A 16,290-nucleotide genomic window follows, 5' to 3' on the forward strand; every position below is an offset into this window, starting at 1 on the left:
AGAACATCATGCGCGCATCCTTCTGTAACGAAAGAGCAACCTTTGTGCGCTGCAATACTATTTCAGAGGCTGTTGCTACGGCGCAACATTCTGGAAATACTGCCCTCGCGAAACCGGCAGATGACGGCACTCGACCGGAGCCCATGCAAAATCGCCTATTCCCGCGTGTGAAAATGGCACTCCCCGGTTGACAGCGCGGGCCTCTTCGCATAGCTGCGCCCTTCCTCCTGCCGGGGTAATCCTTGGCGGGCACTAGCTTTTGTAGGTTGAGACATCGCCATGTTCGCTATCGTGCGCACGGGCGGCAAGCAGTATCGCGTTGCCGCCGGAGACAAGATCGTCGTCGAGAAGCTCGACGGAGAGGCCGGTTCGACGGTCACGCTGGGCGACGTTCTGCTCGCCGGCGAGGGCAGCGAACTGAAGCCGACCGACGGCCTGACCGTCTCGGCCGAGATCATCGCGCAGGCGAAGGGCGAGAAGGTCATCGTCTTCAAGAAGCGCCGTCGGCACAATTATCGCCGCAAGAACGGCCATCGCCAGAACCACACGATCCTGAAGATCACCGCGATCGGTGCGCAGGAAGAGAAGAAGAAGGCCGCGCCCAAGGCGAAGAAGGCCGCAGCTCCCGCCGAGGCAGAAGCCCCGGCCGCGGAAGCGTAAGCGAGATACGAGGAGTAACGCAAAATGGCACATAAGAAAGCAGGCGGCTCTTCGCGCAACGGCCGCGATTCGGCAGGCCGTCGTCTCGGCGTCAAGAAGTTCGGCAGCGAAGCCGTGATCGCGGGCAACATCATCGTGCGCCAGCGCGGCACCAAGATCTATCCGGGCGTGAACGTGGGCATGGGCAAGGACCATACCCTTTTCGCGCTTACCGACGGCCGCGTGTCGTTCAAGGTCGGCAAGCTCGGCCGCAAATTCTGTTCGGTAGACATGATTGCGGAAGCGGCCGAATAACATCGGGTAACCGGACGGGTTGCCCACCAGGGTGACCCGGGTCCGGCGAACGGACCAGCTGAAAAGGGAGACGGGTCACCCCGGCTCCCTTTTTCTTTGCTCCCTCGAAATGTGGCTGCAAACTGGGTGTCACAGTGACGCGCCAGGGGCACCACAAGACCGAGGAGACTGGTCATGTTCGTGCGTACGCAAAGACTGACGTTGCGGCCCGGCTGGCGCGAAGATGCCGCCGAGCTCGCCCGTGCGATCGGGCACGAAAGCGTGGTGCGCAATCTCGCCCGCGCGCCCTGGCCCTATACGATCGAGGCAGCGGAGACCTTCGCTGCCAGCTTCGACGAATCGACCCAACCGAGATTCCTGATCTTCGCGCATCAGGACGGCCCGTTGCGGCTGATCGGCGGGATCGGCATCGGCCCGTTCGAGAAGGAAGAGCACGAGCTCGGCTATTGGCTCACGCCCCAGGCGTGGGGCCGCGGCTATGCGACCGAGGCAGGGGCGGCGGTGCTGCGCGCGGCGCGAGCGGCGGGAATCCGTCGCGTCGTCGCCGGGCACTTTCTCGACAACCCCGCCTCGGGGCGCGTGCTGCGCAAGCTGGGCTTCCGTCCGACCGGGCGGATGACTTCGGTCTATTCGCGCGGGCGCGGCGCCGCGGTCCCCTCGGTTCGGTTCGAACTCGATCTGGCCGGCGGCGACGTAGGCGACCACGATCCGCGAAACCGAATGGCGGCGTGACGATTCACGCCAAGCAAAGGGGCTGCGTTTCCTTTCTCCGCATCGGCCATCCGCCTGGATAGTCCCGATCACGGAAACGCAGCCCTATTCGCCGCTTTCGCCCCGGCGCTTCCTCCACTAAGCCGGGCTCCCCGAGAGCAAGAGTCAATCTCCGTCAATGTCATCCAGTGCACGCAAGCGTCTGTCCCCCGAGGAATCACGCGACGCCGCGCTGGAAGCCGCCCGCGCGCTGCTGCTCGAGGCAGGGCCGCAGGCGGTCACGCTGAAGGCGGTTTCGGCGCGGATCGGGCGGACCCACGCCAATCTCCTCCATCATTTCGGTTCGGCCGCGGGCCTGCAGAAGGCGCTCGCCGCCAGTATCGCCGATTCCGTCACCGCCAAGATCGGCGCCGCAGTGTTGCGCGCGCGCACTGACGATCATGATCCGCGCGAAGTCGTCGATTTGACGTTCGACGCATTCGGCAAGGAAGGCGCCGGCGCGCTGGCGAGCTGGATGATCCTCAACGGCAACGAGGACGCGCTGGATCCCATCCTCGAGGCAATCCACCGCCTCGTCGACGAGATCGCCGAAGAGCATGACGACATCCAGGGCTCGCTGCATGAAGAGACACTACAGCTGACTTTGATGGCGCTGGGCGACGCATTGCTCGGCGGGCCGATGGCCCGGGCCCTCTCGCTGCCCCGCGACAAGGCGCGCGAGATGGCCGCGGCGGCACTGCGTCACTCGGTGGTCAACGAGGATTAGGGCCCTCAGGCGGCCTGCTGGGTTCCCCGGCGCGCTTCATATTCCACGGCTTCGTTCACTGCGCGCGAAAGCGACGCCATCGTGAACGGCTTGCGCAGCACCCCGCGGCCGCCGAACATATCGGCCTCCGCTTCGCCGGCGAAGCCGGTGACGAACAGCACCGCCACGCCGTCCAGCCGCTCGCCGAGGCTGGCGATCATCTCAGGGCCGGTCTGCCCAGGCATCAGCACGTCGGAGATGACGAGGTCGAGCGACGCCATTCCCGCAACGGCAACGGGGGCCGCCAGCGGATCGGAGCAGGAGGTCACCCGGTGCCCCAGTTCCTGCAGCGCGCCCACGGTCGCGCCAAGCACGCGCGGATCGTCCTCCACCACCAGAATGTCATAGACCTTCGCCGGTACGGCTTCCTCCATCACGGGCGCCGCCAGCGCAGGCGCCGGTGCCGGTGCTTCCAAGGCTTCGGTTGCCGCCTCCCCGGTATGCCGCGGGAGATAGACCATCACCTTGGTGCCGCCCCCGAGTACGGTCTCGATCCCGATCTCACCCCCCGATTGGCGCACGAAGCCGAAGATCTGGCTGAGGCCGAGGCCGGTGCCCTTGCCCACCGGTTTGGTCGTGAAGAAGGGCTCGAACACGCGATCCAGCACCTCGGGCGTCATTCCGCAGCCGGTGTCCGCAACGGTGATGGTGACATAATCGCCCGCCGGGCACTCGCCGACCTGGTTCGCCTCGAGCGTGGCGCCATCGGTCGTGATCGTCAGCGTCCCCCGCCCTTCCATCGCGTCGCGGGCATTGACCGCCAGATTGAGCAGTGCGTTCTCGAGCTGGTGCCGATCGACCCAGACCGCCCACTGCTTGCCCGCATCGCGCGTCTTGACCTTGATCGTGTCGCCCAGCGTACGATCGAGCAGATCGGACATGCCTGCGATCAGCCCGCCCGCCTCGACCGGTTCGGGCAATAAAGGCTCCGAGCGCGAGAAAGCGAGCAGCCGCCGGGTCAGCGCGGCGGCGCGGTTGGCGCCCTCCATCGCATTCTCGATATGCTGCTGGGCGTCGGGGCCTCCGGTATGGAGATGGCGTTTGGCGAGTTCGAGACCGCCGAGAACGACCGCGAGCATATTGTTGAAATCGTGCGCGATACCGCCGGTGAGCTGGCCCACCGCTTCCATCTTCTGGACCTGACGAAGTTGCGCCTCGGCGTGCGCGCGCTCATGCGCTTCGGCGCGCAGATCGGCGGTCGCGGCGTCGACCGCGAGCTGGAGCTCAGCCGCGCGCTCGCGTTGCGCGGTCGCCTCGGCGTCGGCGGCGGCGCGCTCTCCCTCGGCCGCGATCGCCAGCCAGCCGAGCAGCACCGCACCGACGACGATCATCACGCCGAACCCGGTGAGGATTCGCGAGGCGAAGCTCGAATTGTCGATCAAGTCCCCGGCTGCGCGCGTCCGGTCGCGCAGCAGCACGCGCTCGGAATCGACGATCCGGGTGAGCAGAGTCTCCACGGCCTGCCGCGCCGGGCTCTGCCGGACGCGATAATAGCTGCCCCATGCGTCGTTGTGGCGTTTGTAGGTCGAATAGAGCGCGGTTTCGCTCAGTTCCCGCCCGCGCACCTCGAAAGCCCGCCGCAACTGGGCAATCTGCCCCTGCTGCCGCGGACTGTCCCGAGTGAGCTGTTGCAGCCGCGCTAGCTGCTCGGCAGCACGCCCCCATTGCGCCGAATATTGCTGACCGAGCGTCTTGTCGGCGCTGACCACATAGCGGCCCAAAGCCGCCTCCGCCGCGGAGACAGCGACGGAGAGCTGGTTGGCGCGGATGACGACTTCGAAAGTATGCTGCTGGAGTGCGACGGCGCGGTCGCGCTCTTGATCGGTACGTTGCTGAAGGACGATGATCGCCACCAGCACGCCCAGCCCGAGCATGGCGAGCAAACCGAGCACGAGGATACGCCAGTTCGTCACGCGACGAACGCGCTCCAGCACAATGACTTGCCCCTCACTCATAGAGCGAATCTAAGGTGCAGAAGCTCCGGGGGGAAGCGATTAGAGTCGCTTCAGCTTATCACGCCCACGCTTCGGCCCGCGGCACGGAACATTTCGAGGATTCGCGTAACCTGCTCGGCCGTATGTTCGGCGCAAAGCGAGCAACGCAGCAGATAGGTGCCGGCCGGCGTCGCAGGCGGACGCGCCATGTTGACGTAAAGGCCGCCGTCGAGCAGCGCCTGCCACATCGTCACGGCCTGCTCCTGATCCTCCAGGATCACTGCGATGATCGCGCTGTCCGGCTTTTCGGTACCGAGACGGAAGCCCATTTCCTTGAGCCCGCCGTGCAAGGTCCGGGCGTTTTCCCAGAGATGCGCGCGCTTGTTGTGCGCGAACCGGAGCTTGCGGATCGACGCTGCGGCGGTCGCAACCACCGAAGGCGGCAGCGAGGCAGTGAAGATATAGGGGCGGCAGGCCAGCCGGATCGCCTCGAACTTGGGATGGTTCGACACACAGAAGCCGCCGACGGTGCCGACCGATTTGGAGAAGGTGCCGACGATGAAGTCGACATCGCCTTCGCAGCCCTGCTCCTCATATACGCCGCGGCCATTGGGGCCGTAAAAGCCCATAGAATGCGCTTCGTCGCTGAGCACCATGGCGCCGTGCTTCTTGGCGACCGCGACCATCTCCTTGAGCGGAGCGATGTCGCCGAGCATCGAATAGACGCCCTCCAGCACCACCAATTTGCCCGGCTCCTTCGGCAGGCGGCCGAGGCGCTTGTCGAGATCCTCGACGCTGTTGTGGCGGAAGCGGACGATCTCGGCATTGCCCTGCTGGCAGCCGTCATAGATCGAGGCATGGCTGTCGGCGTCGAGAATGACATACTCGCCCTTCCCCGCCAGCGTGCTGATCATCCCGAGATTGGCCATATAGCCGGTCGAGAAGACGATCGCGCCCGAGACGCCGTAGAACTCGCGCAGAGCCTCCTCGACTTCCATATGGTCGCGAAAGGTGCCGTTGAGCATGCGGCTGCCGTTGGTGCCCGAACCGAACTGGTCGAGCGCGTCCTTGCCGGCCTGAATCACGTCCGGATCGAACGTCATGCCCATGTAGTTGTAGGTGCCGAGCAGGATCGTGTCCTTGCCCGCGATCACCGCTTCGGTAGGCGATTTGACCTGGTCCATCACGATCGCGAACGGATCGGTGACGCCGGTATCGATCAGCGCCTGGCGCTCGGCGATGAGCCCGTCGAACTTGGACATCAGGTCGCGCTCGGGAGCGACGTCCTCGGGGTTCTCGGGAAGCGCGTCGGCGGTCTGGATGGCGTCGGTCATGTCAGCCCTTCAGCTTCTGCACCGCGTCCACCAGCTGGCCGACATTCTCGATCTCGGCCTGCATATTCATCGTGATGATGATGTCGAACTCGTCCTCGATCGCCGCGACGAAATCCATCACCGTCAGGCTGTCCCATTCGAGATCGCCGGCGAAGGTGGTGCTGTCGGTGAGCGCCACGCCCTTCTTGTTGAAGGGCTCGATCTGGGCGGTGACGGTTTCGAAGATTTCGGAGCGTTCGGTCATGCGCGGTCCCTTAGTGCGATCGGAGAACCCTGCCAAGCGAATGCGGCGGAAAGGCGCCGCTGAAGGGGCGGCGACGTGCGGCGGCGTGGATGCGTTTGGATTGCGGCGCTCTAGCCGTTAGGGGCTTGGCATGCTTCGCCTGTCCGGACTCACTCTGCCGCTCGACCACCTGCCCGAGGCGATGCCCGAGGCGATTGCGAAACGGCTCGGCATCGAACCCGCGGAGCTGAAGGGCTTTTCGGTCTATCGCCGCGGCAACGACGCGCGGCGGCGCAACGCCATCCAGTTGGTCTATACGGTCGATGTCGAGCTGACCGACGAGGCCGCGGTGCTGGCACGTCTGGCGGGTGACAAGGACCTGCGGCCGACACCGGACATGACCTACAAGTTCCCGGCGATGGCGCCGCAGGGTTGGAGCGGCCTGCGCCCCGTCGTGATCGGCGCAGGGCCGTGTGGGCTGTTCGCGGGGCTGATCCTCGCGCAGATGGGCTTCCGTCCGATCATCCTCGATCGCGGCAAGGTGGTGCGCCAGCGGACCAAGGACACGTGGGGACTGTGGCGCCGCGGCGAGCTCAACCCCGACTCCAACGTCCAGTTCGGCGAGGGTGGTGCCGGCACCTTCTCCGACGGCAAGCTCTATTGCCGGGTCAAGGACCCGCGCTTCCTCGGCCGCAAGGTGCTCGAGGAGTTCGTGCGCGCCGGCGCGCCCGACGACATCCTGTGGGAAGCGCACCCGCACATCGGCACCTTCCGCCTCGTCACCATGGTCGAGAGCATGCGGGCCACGATCGAGGAACTCGGCGGCGAATATCGCTGGGAAACGCGCGTCGACGATCTCGAACTCGAACGCCTGCCCGACGGGCGCCAGAAGCTGCGCGGGCTGCACCTGCACGACGGCAGCTTCCTCGAGGCCGAGCATGTCGTCCTTGCGGTGGGCCATAGCGCGCGTCCCACCTTCGAGATGCTCCATCGCCGCGGCGTGCATCTGGAGGCCAAGCCCTTCTCGATCGGCGTGCGGATCGAACATCCGCAAAGCTGGATCGATCGGGCGCGCTTCGGAAAATGCGCTGGTCATCCGGATCTCGGCGCGGCGGCGTACAGCCTGGCGCACCACTGCGCCAACGGACGGACGGTCTACAGCTTCTGCATGTGTCCGGGCGGCCGCGTGGTGGCGGCGACCTCGGAGGAAGGCCGCGTCGTCACCAACGGGATGAGCCAATATTCGCGCGCCGAGTTCAACGCGAACTCGGGGCTGGTCGTGGCGATCGATCCGGCGCGCGACTATCCGGGCGGGCCGCTGGCGGGGATCGAGCTGCAGCGCCATTGGGAGGACCTCGCCTTTATTGCGGGGGGCTCCAACTATCACGCGCCGGGGCAGAAGGTGGGCGATCTGCTCGCCGGACGCGCCTCCACCGAACTCGGCGAAGTCATCCCCTCGTACAAGCCCGGCGTGAAGATGACCGATCTCTCGGCGTGCCTGCCCGGCTTCGTGATCGAGGCGTTCCGCGAGGCGCTGCCGGTGTTCGGCCGCCAGATCGCCAATTACGACCATCCCGACGCGGTGATGACAGGCGTCGAGACGCGCACCTCGTCACCGTTGCGGATCACACGCGGGGCGGACTTCCAGAGCCTCAACGTAGAACGGCTGTTCCCGGCGGGCGAAGGCGCGGGCTATGCCGGCGGCATCCTCTCGGCGGCGATCGACGGGATCAAGACCGCCGAGGCGGTGGCGCGGAGCATGACGAGCGTGGCGTAGTTGGATTCGGCGAGCTTAACTTCGCACTTTTCTCGCGAAATGTGAAATTCCGTTGCGTGGCAGCGACATCTTGTTGCGCGCGGCTGCAAATTTCGACGACGTCAAAGAGCGGGCGCTGGCTTGGCCGCGCCGGCGTTCAGGCAAGCAGATGGAATCCTACATTTCAAGGGCTAACTCCCGTCACCCGGGCCTTGTGCCGGGGTCCACGGTGCGGCAACGGAAAGGCCTCGAGGCTCTTGCTATTCGTCCAGCCTCGCGGTGGACCCCAGCACAAGGCCGGGGTGACGAAGAGCAACGTGTCATGCCCATGGGTTAGAGCAGCCCCTGCTCGCGATACCAGGCAGCAGTAGCCGCCAATCCAGCCTCGGTCTCCACCTGCGGTTTCCACAAATCCGCAGGTGGGCGGCGGGCGGAGTCGATCACCCAGTCCTCGTGACAGAAATAGGCCACGCGATCGGGCGTGAGCTTGGCACTTTTGCCGCGCACCAGCCGGTCGAGATGCGCGCCGGCCATCATCAACGGGCGCGGCAGCGCGAGTGCGGCGACACGCTTGCCGGTGGCTGTACCGATCGCGAGGGCGAACTCCTTGTGGCTCCAGCCGTTTTCGCGGCCGTCGTCGCAATCGAACGACCGCCCCGCATTGTTGCCGCCGGCCAAAGCGAGCAACAGGCGGCCGAGATCGCCGACCTCGATCACCGACAGCCGCCCGCCCGGCGGCAACAATGCGATCCCCCTCTTCGCGAGCTTGAACAGTTCGAGCATCTCCATGTCGCCCGGGCCGTAGATCGCCGGCGGCCGTACCATCGCGGTATCGAGCAGCGAATCCTCGACCAACCGCTCGGCCTCGGCCTTGGACCAGCCATAATCGGACATGCCGGGCTCGCGCGCGGCGAGCGACGAGACATGGACGAAGCGCCGCACACCCGCGCCCTCGGCCGCGGCGAGTATGTTGCGCGTCCCATGGATGTTGCCGGCGGCGAAACCGGCGCGATCGCGGGCGTTGACCACCCCGGCGACGTGGATCACTGCGTCGGCGCCTTCACAGAGCCTCGCGAGCGCGTCGGTGGCGTCGAGATCGCCGGGAATCCACGCGACGTGTTTGCGCTCTGCTTGTTCGCGCCGTGTGAGCGCGCGGACATCGTGCCCGGCCTCGACAGCCAGTGCGATCAGCCGCGAGCCGACGAAACCGGTGCCCCCGGTGATGGCGATGGTGGCCATCATCCGTGCTCCTGCGAAAGCAGAAGCCCAGAGTCGCAAGCGATTCCTTTGGGGCCCTGGGCTCCTGTCTCCGCAGGAGCACAAAGAAGCAAGAAAGCCCTCACAGCAGCGCCATATGGCTGCGATGGACCAGCGCCGAACGCGGGGCGTAGCCGAGGATCCCGGCCTGCTCGTCATTGCGGCGGCCGGCGATGCGGGCGGCGTCGTCGCTGGGATATTCGGCGAGGCCGCGCGCCAGCGGGCGCCCTTCGGGCCCGGCGATCACCACCAGGTCGCCGCGGACGAAATCGCCTTCGATCCGCGTGGCACCCGCGGCCAGCAGGCTCTTGCCGCCCGCAAGCGCCTTGGCCGCGCCGGCATCGACATGGATCGTGCCGCGCGCGGTCAACCCACCCGCCAGCCAGGCCTTGCGGGCCGGCGCCGATTTCTCGGCGACGAACAGAGTGTGCCGCACCTCGGCCGACAGCGGATGCTCGACCCGACCCGAAGCAATGGCGAGATGCGCGCCCGCGGCATTGGCGATCCGCGCGGCGGCGATCTTGGAGACCATCCCGCCCGAACCCATGCCCGACGCCGAGCCCTTGTCGGCCATCGCCTCGATCACGCCGTCGATCCGCTCGACCCGCGCGATATGCTCGGCGCCGGGGAGCGCCGGGTTGCGATCGTAGAGCCCGTCCACATCCGAAAGCAGCACCACCCCCTGCGCCCCCGCCGCCTGCGCCACCCGCGCAGCGAGCCGGTCGTTGTCGCCGAAGCGGATTTCCTCAGTGGCGACGCTGTCATTCTCGTTGAGCACCGGGACGACACCGAGACCGAGCAGCCGGTCGAGCGTCGCCGCGGCATTGAGGTAACGGCGGCGATCCTCCAAATCGTCGAGCGTCACCAGCATCTGCGCCGCGGTGAGCCCGTTGGCACCCAGCGTCTCGGCCCATACCTGGCTCAGCGCGATCTGGCCCGTGGCGGCGGCCGCCTGCGCGTCCTCCAGCGAAGCACGCCCGCCGCGGGGAAGCTTCAGCCGACGCGCGCCCAGGGCGATCGCCCCGGACGAAACCACCGCGACCTGCTGGCCGGCGCGGCAGCGCGCGGCGATGTCGGCGGCGATACCCTCCAGCCAGCCGCGCCGCACGCTGCCGTCCGGATCGACGAGCAGCGCCGAGCCGATCTTGACGACGATGCGCGGACAGGAGGCGGGCGGGAAGAGAGACATGTGCGTCGTCCTGAGCTCAGACCGGCGACCACTCGATCGCGTCTTCGCCTTCGTCGTCGTCGCTCACCTTGCTCGCCTCCGGCCCGATCGCCTCGAGCAGCTTGTCGAGCACCCAGTCGACGCCGGTGCCGGCGGCGCCCGAGAGCGGGATCACTTCCGCGCCGCTGGCCTCTTCCAGCTCGGCGGAGAGCGCGGCGATCAGTTCGTCGTCGAGCGTGTCGATCTTGTTGAGCGCGACGATCACCTGCTTGTCGGTCAGTCCGGCGCCGTAATTCTCCAGTTCGTCGCGGACGATGCGATAGCTCTCGGCGACATCGTCGTCGTTGGCGTCGACCAAGTGGAGCAGCACCCGGCAGCGCTCGATGTGACCGAGGAAGCGATCGCCGATCCCCGCGCCTTCCGCCGCGCCCTCGATCAGCCCCGGAATGTCGGCGACGACGAACTCGCGCTGCTTGTGCCGGACCACGCCGAGCTGCGGCCGCGTGGTGGTGAAGGCATAGGCGCCGACCTTGGCCTGCGCATTGGTCACCTGATTGATGAAGGTCGACTTGCCGGCATTGGGCAGCCCGACAAGGCCCGCGTCGGCGAGCAGCTTGAGCCGCAGCCACACCCAGGCCTCTTCGTAGGGCCAGCCGGTGCCGTGCTGGCGCGGCGCGCGGTTGGTCGAGGTCTTGTAGCTGGCATTGCCGCGCCCGCCATCGCCGCCGCGCAGGAAGACGATGCGCTCGCCTTCCTTGGTCAGATCGGCGAGCAAGGTCCGCTCGTCGTCGTCCGCGAGGATCTGGGTGCCGATCGGCACCTTGATGACCAGATCGTCGCCGCCCGCGCCGGTGCGGTTCGAGCCCGAGCCGCCCTGCCCGCGCGGCGCCCGGAAATGCTGGGTGTAGCGGAAGTCGATCAGCGTATTGAGCCCCGCCTCCGCCTCGAAGATGATGTCGCCGCCCTTGCCGCCATTGCCGCCGTCGGGGCCGCCATATTCGATGAACTTCTCGCGCCGGAAGCTCACTGCGCCGGGTCCACCGGCGCCCGAGCGCACGAAAATCTTCGCCTGATCCAGAAAATGCATGGAGCGTCATATAGACGTTGCCGCCCATCCGTCACCCCATGAAGGGCAGCCGGTCGTTTCGGGGTGGCGCAGGCCGGAACCGCGGGTATAGGCTCTTGCTTTAGCTGAGCGGCGCACGTCGCGCTGCAAGACAGGACAAGGCGACCGCCGCACCGCATGAAATCGATCGATCGCTACATGGCGCGGCTGATCGCGGTTCCGCTGATCTCGACGCTGTTGATTTCGGCGATGCTGCTCGTGCTCGATCGCATGCTGCGGCTGTTCGACTTCGTCGCAACCGAAGGCGGGCCGGTGAGCGTGGTGTGGCGGATGCTCGCCAACCTGCTTCCCGAATATCTCGGGCTCGGCATTCCGATCGGCCTGATGCTCGGCTGCCTGCTCGCCTTTCGCCGGCTCGCGACCACGTCCGAGCTCGACGTGATGCGCGCGGTGGGGCTCAGCTACACCCGGCTGCTGCGCGTGCCCTATATGTATGCGATCGCGCTGGCGCTGCTGAACCTCGCGATCGTCGGCTATGTCCAGCCGCGCGCGCGCTACAATTACGAGCAATTGCGCTTCGAGCTGCGCTCGGGCGCGCTCGGCGCCTCGATCAAGGTCGGCGAGTTCACCACCTTCGGCACCCAGATGACGCTGCGGATCGAGAGCAGCGCGAACGAGGGCCGCGATCTCTCGGGCATCTTCGTGCGGATGACGACCAAGGAGGGGCCGGTCGCGGTCACGGCCGAGAAGGGCCAGTTCCTCCGTTCCGACGATCCCAACACGATCATCTTCCGGCTGACCAAGGGTACTTTGGTCCACACTGCGAAGGGATCGCCGATTCCGCGCGTGCTCACCTTCGACACGCACAATTTGCCGATCCCGCTTCCCAAATATGAGCAGTTCCGCAAGCGCGGCGACAAGAGCCTCGAGCGCACGCTTCCCGAGCTGGCGGTGATCGGCAAGAGCGCCGACGCGACGCCGGTGCAGCGCACCACCAGCCGCGCGGCGTTCCACTTCCGCCTCGCCGAAGTCGTGTCGATGTTCCTGCTGCCGATGCTCGCCGCGGCCCTCGGCATCCCGCCCAAGCGCTCCACCTCGGCGCTGGGCGTGTTCCTGTCGATCGTGATGATCGTCACCTATCACAAGGTGAACGAATATGCGCAGGCGGTCGGCAGCCTCGGCGGGATCGATCCGATCATCGCCTTGTGGGTGCCGTTCACGATCTTCGCGGGCCTGGTGTTCTGGATGTACCATACCGTCGCCTATGTGCCGGGCGGCCAGCCGATCGGCGCGCTCGAAAAGGCGTTCGCCAAGATATGGAGCGCGATCCGCAAGCGCCTGCCCGGGCGCCGCCGCCGCAAGACCATCGAGATCCCGGCATGAGCCTCGTCAATTTCTTCCCGTCGCGCACGATGTCGCTCTACATGGGCAAGATGTTCCTCGTGCGCACCTTCGCCATATTGGCGGGGCTGGTGCTCATCCTGCAGTCGCTCGATCTGCTGAGCGAATCGGCGAAGATCGTGGCGTATCCCGGCAATGGCGATGCCGAGGTCTGGCGCTATATCGGCTTGCGCACGCCCCAGCTCATCGCGACCTTCCTGCCCTTCGCGGTGCTGCTCGGCACGATCCTCGCGCTGTCGCAGCTCAACCAGAACAGCGAAGTCATCGCGATGAAAGCCTCGGGGCTCTCGGCGCACCAGGTGCTCGCGCCGTTGATCCTCACTGCGCTCGGCGTCGCCGCGCTGTCCTTCGCCTTCAACGAACGTATCGTCACGCGCGCGACCGCGACGCTCGAGCAGTGGAAGAAAGTCGAATACGGCCCGCTGCCCATCGACCGCGGCGACCGTTCGAACGTCTGGGTCAAGGACGGCAACGACCTGATCGTCGTCGACCAGATACGCGGCCGCGGCGATGCGGCGCAGCTTTACGGCATCACCGTCTATGAACGCGCCGGCCGGTCGCTGCGCGCGATCCTGACCGCGAAGCACGGCGTGCGCGACGGCTCCGGTTGGAAAGTCGACGGCGCGCAGCGTTTCGATATCGCCACGGGATCGATGACTCCGCTCGCGCCGCACCGCATCGCGGATGGCGTACGCCCCGACCAGTTCACGCTCACCCAGATCAATGCCGACGGCCTGTCGTTCACTGCGCTGCGCGAAGTGATCCACGACCTCGAGCTGGCTGGCCGCCCGACCAAGGCACTCGAAGGCTCGCTGTGGCACAAATTGTCGGGGCCGCTCTCTTCGGTGCTGATGCCGTTGCTCGGCGCCGTCGCGGCGTTCGGCATCGCCCGATCGGGCAAATTGTTCGTCCGCGCCGTGATCGGCATGGCGCTGGGCTTCCTCTATTTCGTCGCCGACAATTTCGCGCTGGCGATGGGCAATCTCGGCGCCTACCCGCCCTTCCTCGCCGCCTGGGCGCCGTTCCTGTTGTTCCTGATGATCGGCGAGGCGGTTTTGCTCAGGACCGAGGAGTAGCGGAACGCCCGCTATCGGCCCGATCGCGCCGCCTCGCCTGCCGGGCGCATTGGTAGCGCCCGCCGGTGCAGTTCCTGCGGAACCTCCGCCTTCCGCCGATAGCTCCAACACCAAATGAAACGGGCCGGCCCGCGAGGGACCGGCCCGGTATCGTTTCAGCTCGAACAGCCAGCTTTAGCGGCGCAAGCCCATCGTGCTGCGCGCGAGCTGGCTCACCAGCCCCGGCAGGCCGGCATAGCTCGCCTTGTGATAGGGCGAATCCTGCTCGACCATCGCGGTCAGGCGGCGGTGCGCCACGCCGAGATTGTGATAGGGCACGCTCGGCAGCAGATGGTGGAGCGCGTGATAGCGCAGGCCCACCGGCGCCCAGAGCGCGGGCAGCAAAGCCGGCGGCGGCACGTTGACGCTGTCGAGATACTGCGCCGTGACGGTCATCGCCTCGCCCTCATTCTCCCAGAGATGCGCGACCAGCGTGCGGACCTGGTTGATCACGGTCACTGCGGAAATCACGCCGAGGAAGATCAGGAAGGCACGCAGCGGGACCACGCCGGCGACGGTGAGGCCGATCAGCGCGACCGCCCAGACGCTGGTCGCGGTTTCCTGCCACAGCCACTGCGTGCGCGCGGCGCCCTCGGCCGGGCGGCGGCGGAAGGACGGGTTGATCACCAGCCCCGAATAGCGTTCGACCACCGGCTTGCGCAGCGCGGGAACGATCAGCGAGAGCGGCGCGAGCACGCCATAGCGGATCAGCAACCCGATCGGCGCCAGCGCCGCGATCAGCACGAACAAGGGCAGCGACCACGGCTTCATCAGCGCGAGCGGCAGATATTCGGGATCCTCGACCGTGCCATAGCGGGTGCGGGCGTGATGGAGGTTGTGGACGCCCTCGTACATGAAGGACGGCACCATCAACGGCACGCCGACGAGCAGGTTCCAGCCCAGCCGATAGCCCGGCACCGAGCTGTGCTTCATGTGCGTGATCTCGTGGATGAAGCTGCCCGCCCGGTACAGCGCAAGCACCGCCACGAAAGCGGCGAGCAATGCCAGGCCGGGTGAGGTCAGCGTGATCGCCAGCGCCAGCGCGCCATAACCGACGACGACCGAGGCGAGCGTATCCGCCCAATAGATCGCCGGGCGCGCCTTGTGCAGGTCGCGCGCGATCTCGGCGGCAGCGCGCAGCATCGCCTTGTCGTCGGCGATGCGCCCCGCCGCGGCGCGCGCGGCCGGGGCGTCGGCCGCCGCGACTTCGCGCAAATCCAGTGCGATAGAACTGTTCATGGGTACGTGCATTGCCCGTAGATAGTGGCTCAATATGGGCAACAACAGGGGCGGGGCGAGGCCCGACAGGTTCCGCTTGACAAGCACCGCCCTCAGGCAGGACTTCGGCGCACCTCTGTCAAAGGCTCGACTTCATGCCCGCACCCTCCATCCGTCCCGTCGTCACCAAGGCGGATATCAATGCTTTCGTCGAGCTCGCCTATCGCCTGAACGGCGACGATCCCCATTGGGTCGCCCCGCTGCGCGACGAAGTGAAGGCGACGATCGACCCGAAGAAGAACGGCTGGTTCAGCCATGCCGAGGCGCAGCTCTTCCTGGCGGAGCGCGACGGCAAGGTGGTCGGCCGCATCTCGGCGCATATCGACCGGCTCGCGCTCGAAATGCCGCCCGAGCAGGGCTTCGGCCCGGGCACCGGCTTCTGGGGCCTGTTCGAGGCCGAGGACGAGGAAACTGCCGTCGCGGTCATTCGCCAGGCCGAGGCGTGGCTGAAGGACAAGGGCATGACCCGCGCGCTGGGGCCGGTCAGCCTGTCGATCTGGGAAGAGCCGGGGCTGCTGGTCAAGGGTCATGATCACTCGCCGACGGTGCTGATGGGGCATCATCCGGCGCGCTATCAGGGCTGGATCGAGGCGCTGGGCTATGCCCCCGCCAAGAAGCTGCTGACCTATGAGCTCGACATCACCCAGGGCTTCCCTCCGCTCGTCCAGCGGATCATCGCGGCGGGCGAGAAGAATGCGAAGATCCGCATCCGCAAGGTCAACAAGGCGCGTTTCGACGAGGAAGCGGCGATCATCCTCGCCATCCTCAACGATGCATGGTCGGACAATTGGGGGTTCGTGCCGCTCACCCAGCCCGAGATCGACGATGTCGGCAAGAAGCTCAAGCCGCTGGTCTTCGAGGATCTGATCATGATCGCCGAGCTCGAAGGCGAGCCGGTGGCGTTTATGGTCACGCTCCCCGACTTCAACGAGCCGCTCAAGCCATTGAAGGGCAAGCTCTTCCCGTTCGGCTGGGCCAAGCTGCTGCTATGGCTGCGCAAGCCGAAGGCGCGGACGATGCGCGTGCCGCTGATGGGCGTGGTCAAAAGGCTGCAGAGCTCGCGCATGGCGAGCCAATTGGCCTTCATGTTGATCGAATATATCCGCCGCTCCGCCGTGCCCAATTATGGCGCGGAGCGCGGCGAGATCGGCTGGATCCTCGACGACAATCAGGGGATGATCGCGATCGCCGATACGATCGAGAGCCGGATCAACCGCGAATATGTGATCTACCAGAAGCCGCTCTGAGGAAAGCGCCCGCGGCGGATACGCAACTGCGCCGCGGGCAA

The 16,290-nt window shown here is 66.4% G+C and carries 15 protein-coding genes; 8 read left to right on the forward strand and 7 right to left on the reverse strand.

All coding sequences use genetic code 11. From position 1 onward, the window contains the following. Nucleotides 1-279: 279 nt before the first annotated feature. The 4 genes from rplU to BR78_RS0105155 all read left to right on the forward strand — a co-directional run bounded on the left by rplU (nt 280) and on the right by BR78_RS0105155 (nt 2,431). Nucleotides 280-660 (forward strand): 50S ribosomal protein L21, encoded by a 381-nt coding sequence (gene rplU, locus BR78_RS0105140; protein ID WP_029935351.1) that lies wholly within the window; start codon nt 280-282, stop codon nt 658-660. Nucleotides 661-684: 24 nt separating this feature from the next. Beyond that, the gene (gene rpmA, locus BR78_RS0105145; protein ID WP_029935354.1) at nt 685-954 is read left to right on the forward strand and encodes a 50S ribosomal protein L27; all 270 of its coding nucleotides are present in this window, start codon (nt 685-687) and stop codon (nt 952-954) included. A 174-nt stretch (nt 955-1,128) separates the two neighbouring features. After that, the gene (locus BR78_RS0105150; protein ID WP_197021277.1) at nt 1,129-1,686 is read left to right on the forward strand and encodes a GNAT family N-acetyltransferase; all 558 of its coding nucleotides are present in this window, start codon (nt 1,129-1,131) and stop codon (nt 1,684-1,686) included. 157 nt (nt 1,687-1,843) lie between these two features. Next, complete coding sequence (locus BR78_RS0105155; RefSeq protein ID WP_029935358.1) at nt 1,844-2,431, forward strand: TetR family transcriptional regulator; 588 nt, start codon at nt 1,844-1,846, stop codon at nt 2,429-2,431. A 5-nt stretch (nt 2,432-2,436) separates the two neighbouring features. Here BR78_RS0105155 and BR78_RS0105160 read toward each other — a convergent pair whose 3' ends face one another. Genes BR78_RS0105160 through BR78_RS0105170 form a run of 3 tightly spaced genes read right to left on the reverse strand, consistent with a single transcriptional unit; the run spans nt 2,437 to nt 5,982 of the window. Continuing rightward, entirely contained in the window at nt 2,437-4,425 is a 1,989-nt protein-coding gene (locus tag BR78_RS0105160) for an ATP-binding protein (RefSeq protein WP_029935360.1), read from the reverse strand. Nucleotides 4,426-4,475: 50 nt separating this feature from the next. After that, a complete protein-coding gene (gene spt / locus BR78_RS0105165; protein WP_029935362.1) occupies nt 4,476-5,738 on the reverse strand; it encodes a serine palmitoyltransferase in 1,263 nt (420 codons plus the stop codon). Nucleotide 5,739: 1 nt separating this feature from the next. Further along, nucleotides 5,740-5,982 (reverse strand): acyl carrier protein, encoded by a 243-nt coding sequence (locus tag BR78_RS0105170; RefSeq protein WP_029935363.1) that lies wholly within the window; start codon nt 5,980-5,982, stop codon nt 5,740-5,742. 130 nt (nt 5,983-6,112) lie between these two features. Here BR78_RS0105170 and BR78_RS0105175 point away from each other — a divergent pair, with 130 nt between their 5' ends. Beyond that, nucleotides 6,113-7,738 carry an NAD(P)/FAD-dependent oxidoreductase gene (locus BR78_RS0105175; protein ID WP_029935366.1) on the forward strand — a complete coding sequence of 542 codons (1,626 nt, stop codon included), beginning with the start codon at nt 6,113-6,115 and terminating at the stop codon, nt 7,736-7,738. Between the two features lie 312 nt (nt 7,739-8,050). On the opposite strand, the gene BR78_RS0105180 is transcribed toward BR78_RS0105175, so the two are convergent. The 3 genes from BR78_RS0105180 to obgE form a co-directional block, all read right to left on the reverse strand. Next, nucleotides 8,051-8,956 carry an NAD-dependent epimerase/dehydratase family protein gene (locus tag BR78_RS0105180; RefSeq protein ID WP_029935368.1) on the reverse strand — a complete coding sequence of 302 codons (906 nt, stop codon included), beginning with the start codon at nt 8,954-8,956 and terminating at the stop codon, nt 8,051-8,053. A gap of 100 nt (nt 8,957-9,056) precedes the next feature. Continuing rightward, nucleotides 9,057-10,163: a glutamate 5-kinase gene (gene proB, locus BR78_RS0105185; RefSeq protein ID WP_029935370.1), complete on the reverse strand. Its 1,107-nt coding sequence runs from the start codon at nt 10,161-10,163 to the stop codon at nt 9,057-9,059. Nucleotides 10,164-10,179: 16 nt separating this feature from the next. Then, complete coding sequence (obgE, locus tag BR78_RS0105190) at nt 10,180-11,229, reverse strand: GTPase ObgE (protein WP_029935372.1); 1,050 nt, start codon at nt 11,227-11,229, stop codon at nt 10,180-10,182. A gap of 156 nt (nt 11,230-11,385) precedes the next feature. On the opposite strand from obgE, the gene lptF reads away from it, so the two are divergent. Beyond that, a complete protein-coding gene (gene lptF / locus BR78_RS0105195; RefSeq protein ID WP_029935374.1) occupies nt 11,386-12,591 on the forward strand; it encodes an LPS export ABC transporter permease LptF in 1,206 nt (401 codons plus the stop codon). After that, nucleotides 12,588-13,685, forward strand: coding sequence for an LPS export ABC transporter permease LptG (gene lptG, locus BR78_RS0105200; protein ID WP_029935375.1), 1,098 nt, complete (start codon nt 12,588-12,590; stop codon nt 13,683-13,685). The genes lptF and lptG overlap by 4 nt, the downstream gene beginning before the upstream one ends. A gap of 174 nt (nt 13,686-13,859) precedes the next feature. On the opposite strand, the gene BR78_RS0105205 is transcribed toward lptG, so the two are convergent. Next, nucleotides 13,860-14,963: a fatty acid desaturase family protein gene (locus BR78_RS0105205; RefSeq protein WP_029935377.1), complete on the reverse strand. Its 1,104-nt coding sequence runs from the start codon at nt 14,961-14,963 to the stop codon at nt 13,860-13,862. Nucleotides 14,964-15,097: 134 nt separating this feature from the next. Here BR78_RS0105205 and BR78_RS0105210 point away from each other — a divergent pair, with 134 nt between their 5' ends. After that, nucleotides 15,098-16,249 (forward strand): hypothetical protein, encoded by a 1,152-nt coding sequence (locus BR78_RS0105210; RefSeq protein WP_029935379.1) that lies wholly within the window; start codon nt 15,098-15,100, stop codon nt 16,247-16,249. The last annotated feature ends 41 nt before the right edge of the window (nt 16,250-16,290 follow it).

Origin of the sequence: Sphingomonas sp. UNC305MFCol5.2 (assembly GCF_000712135.1) — a bacterium.
GTDB lineage: Bacteria > Pseudomonadota > Alphaproteobacteria > Sphingomonadales > Sphingomonadaceae > Sphingomonas.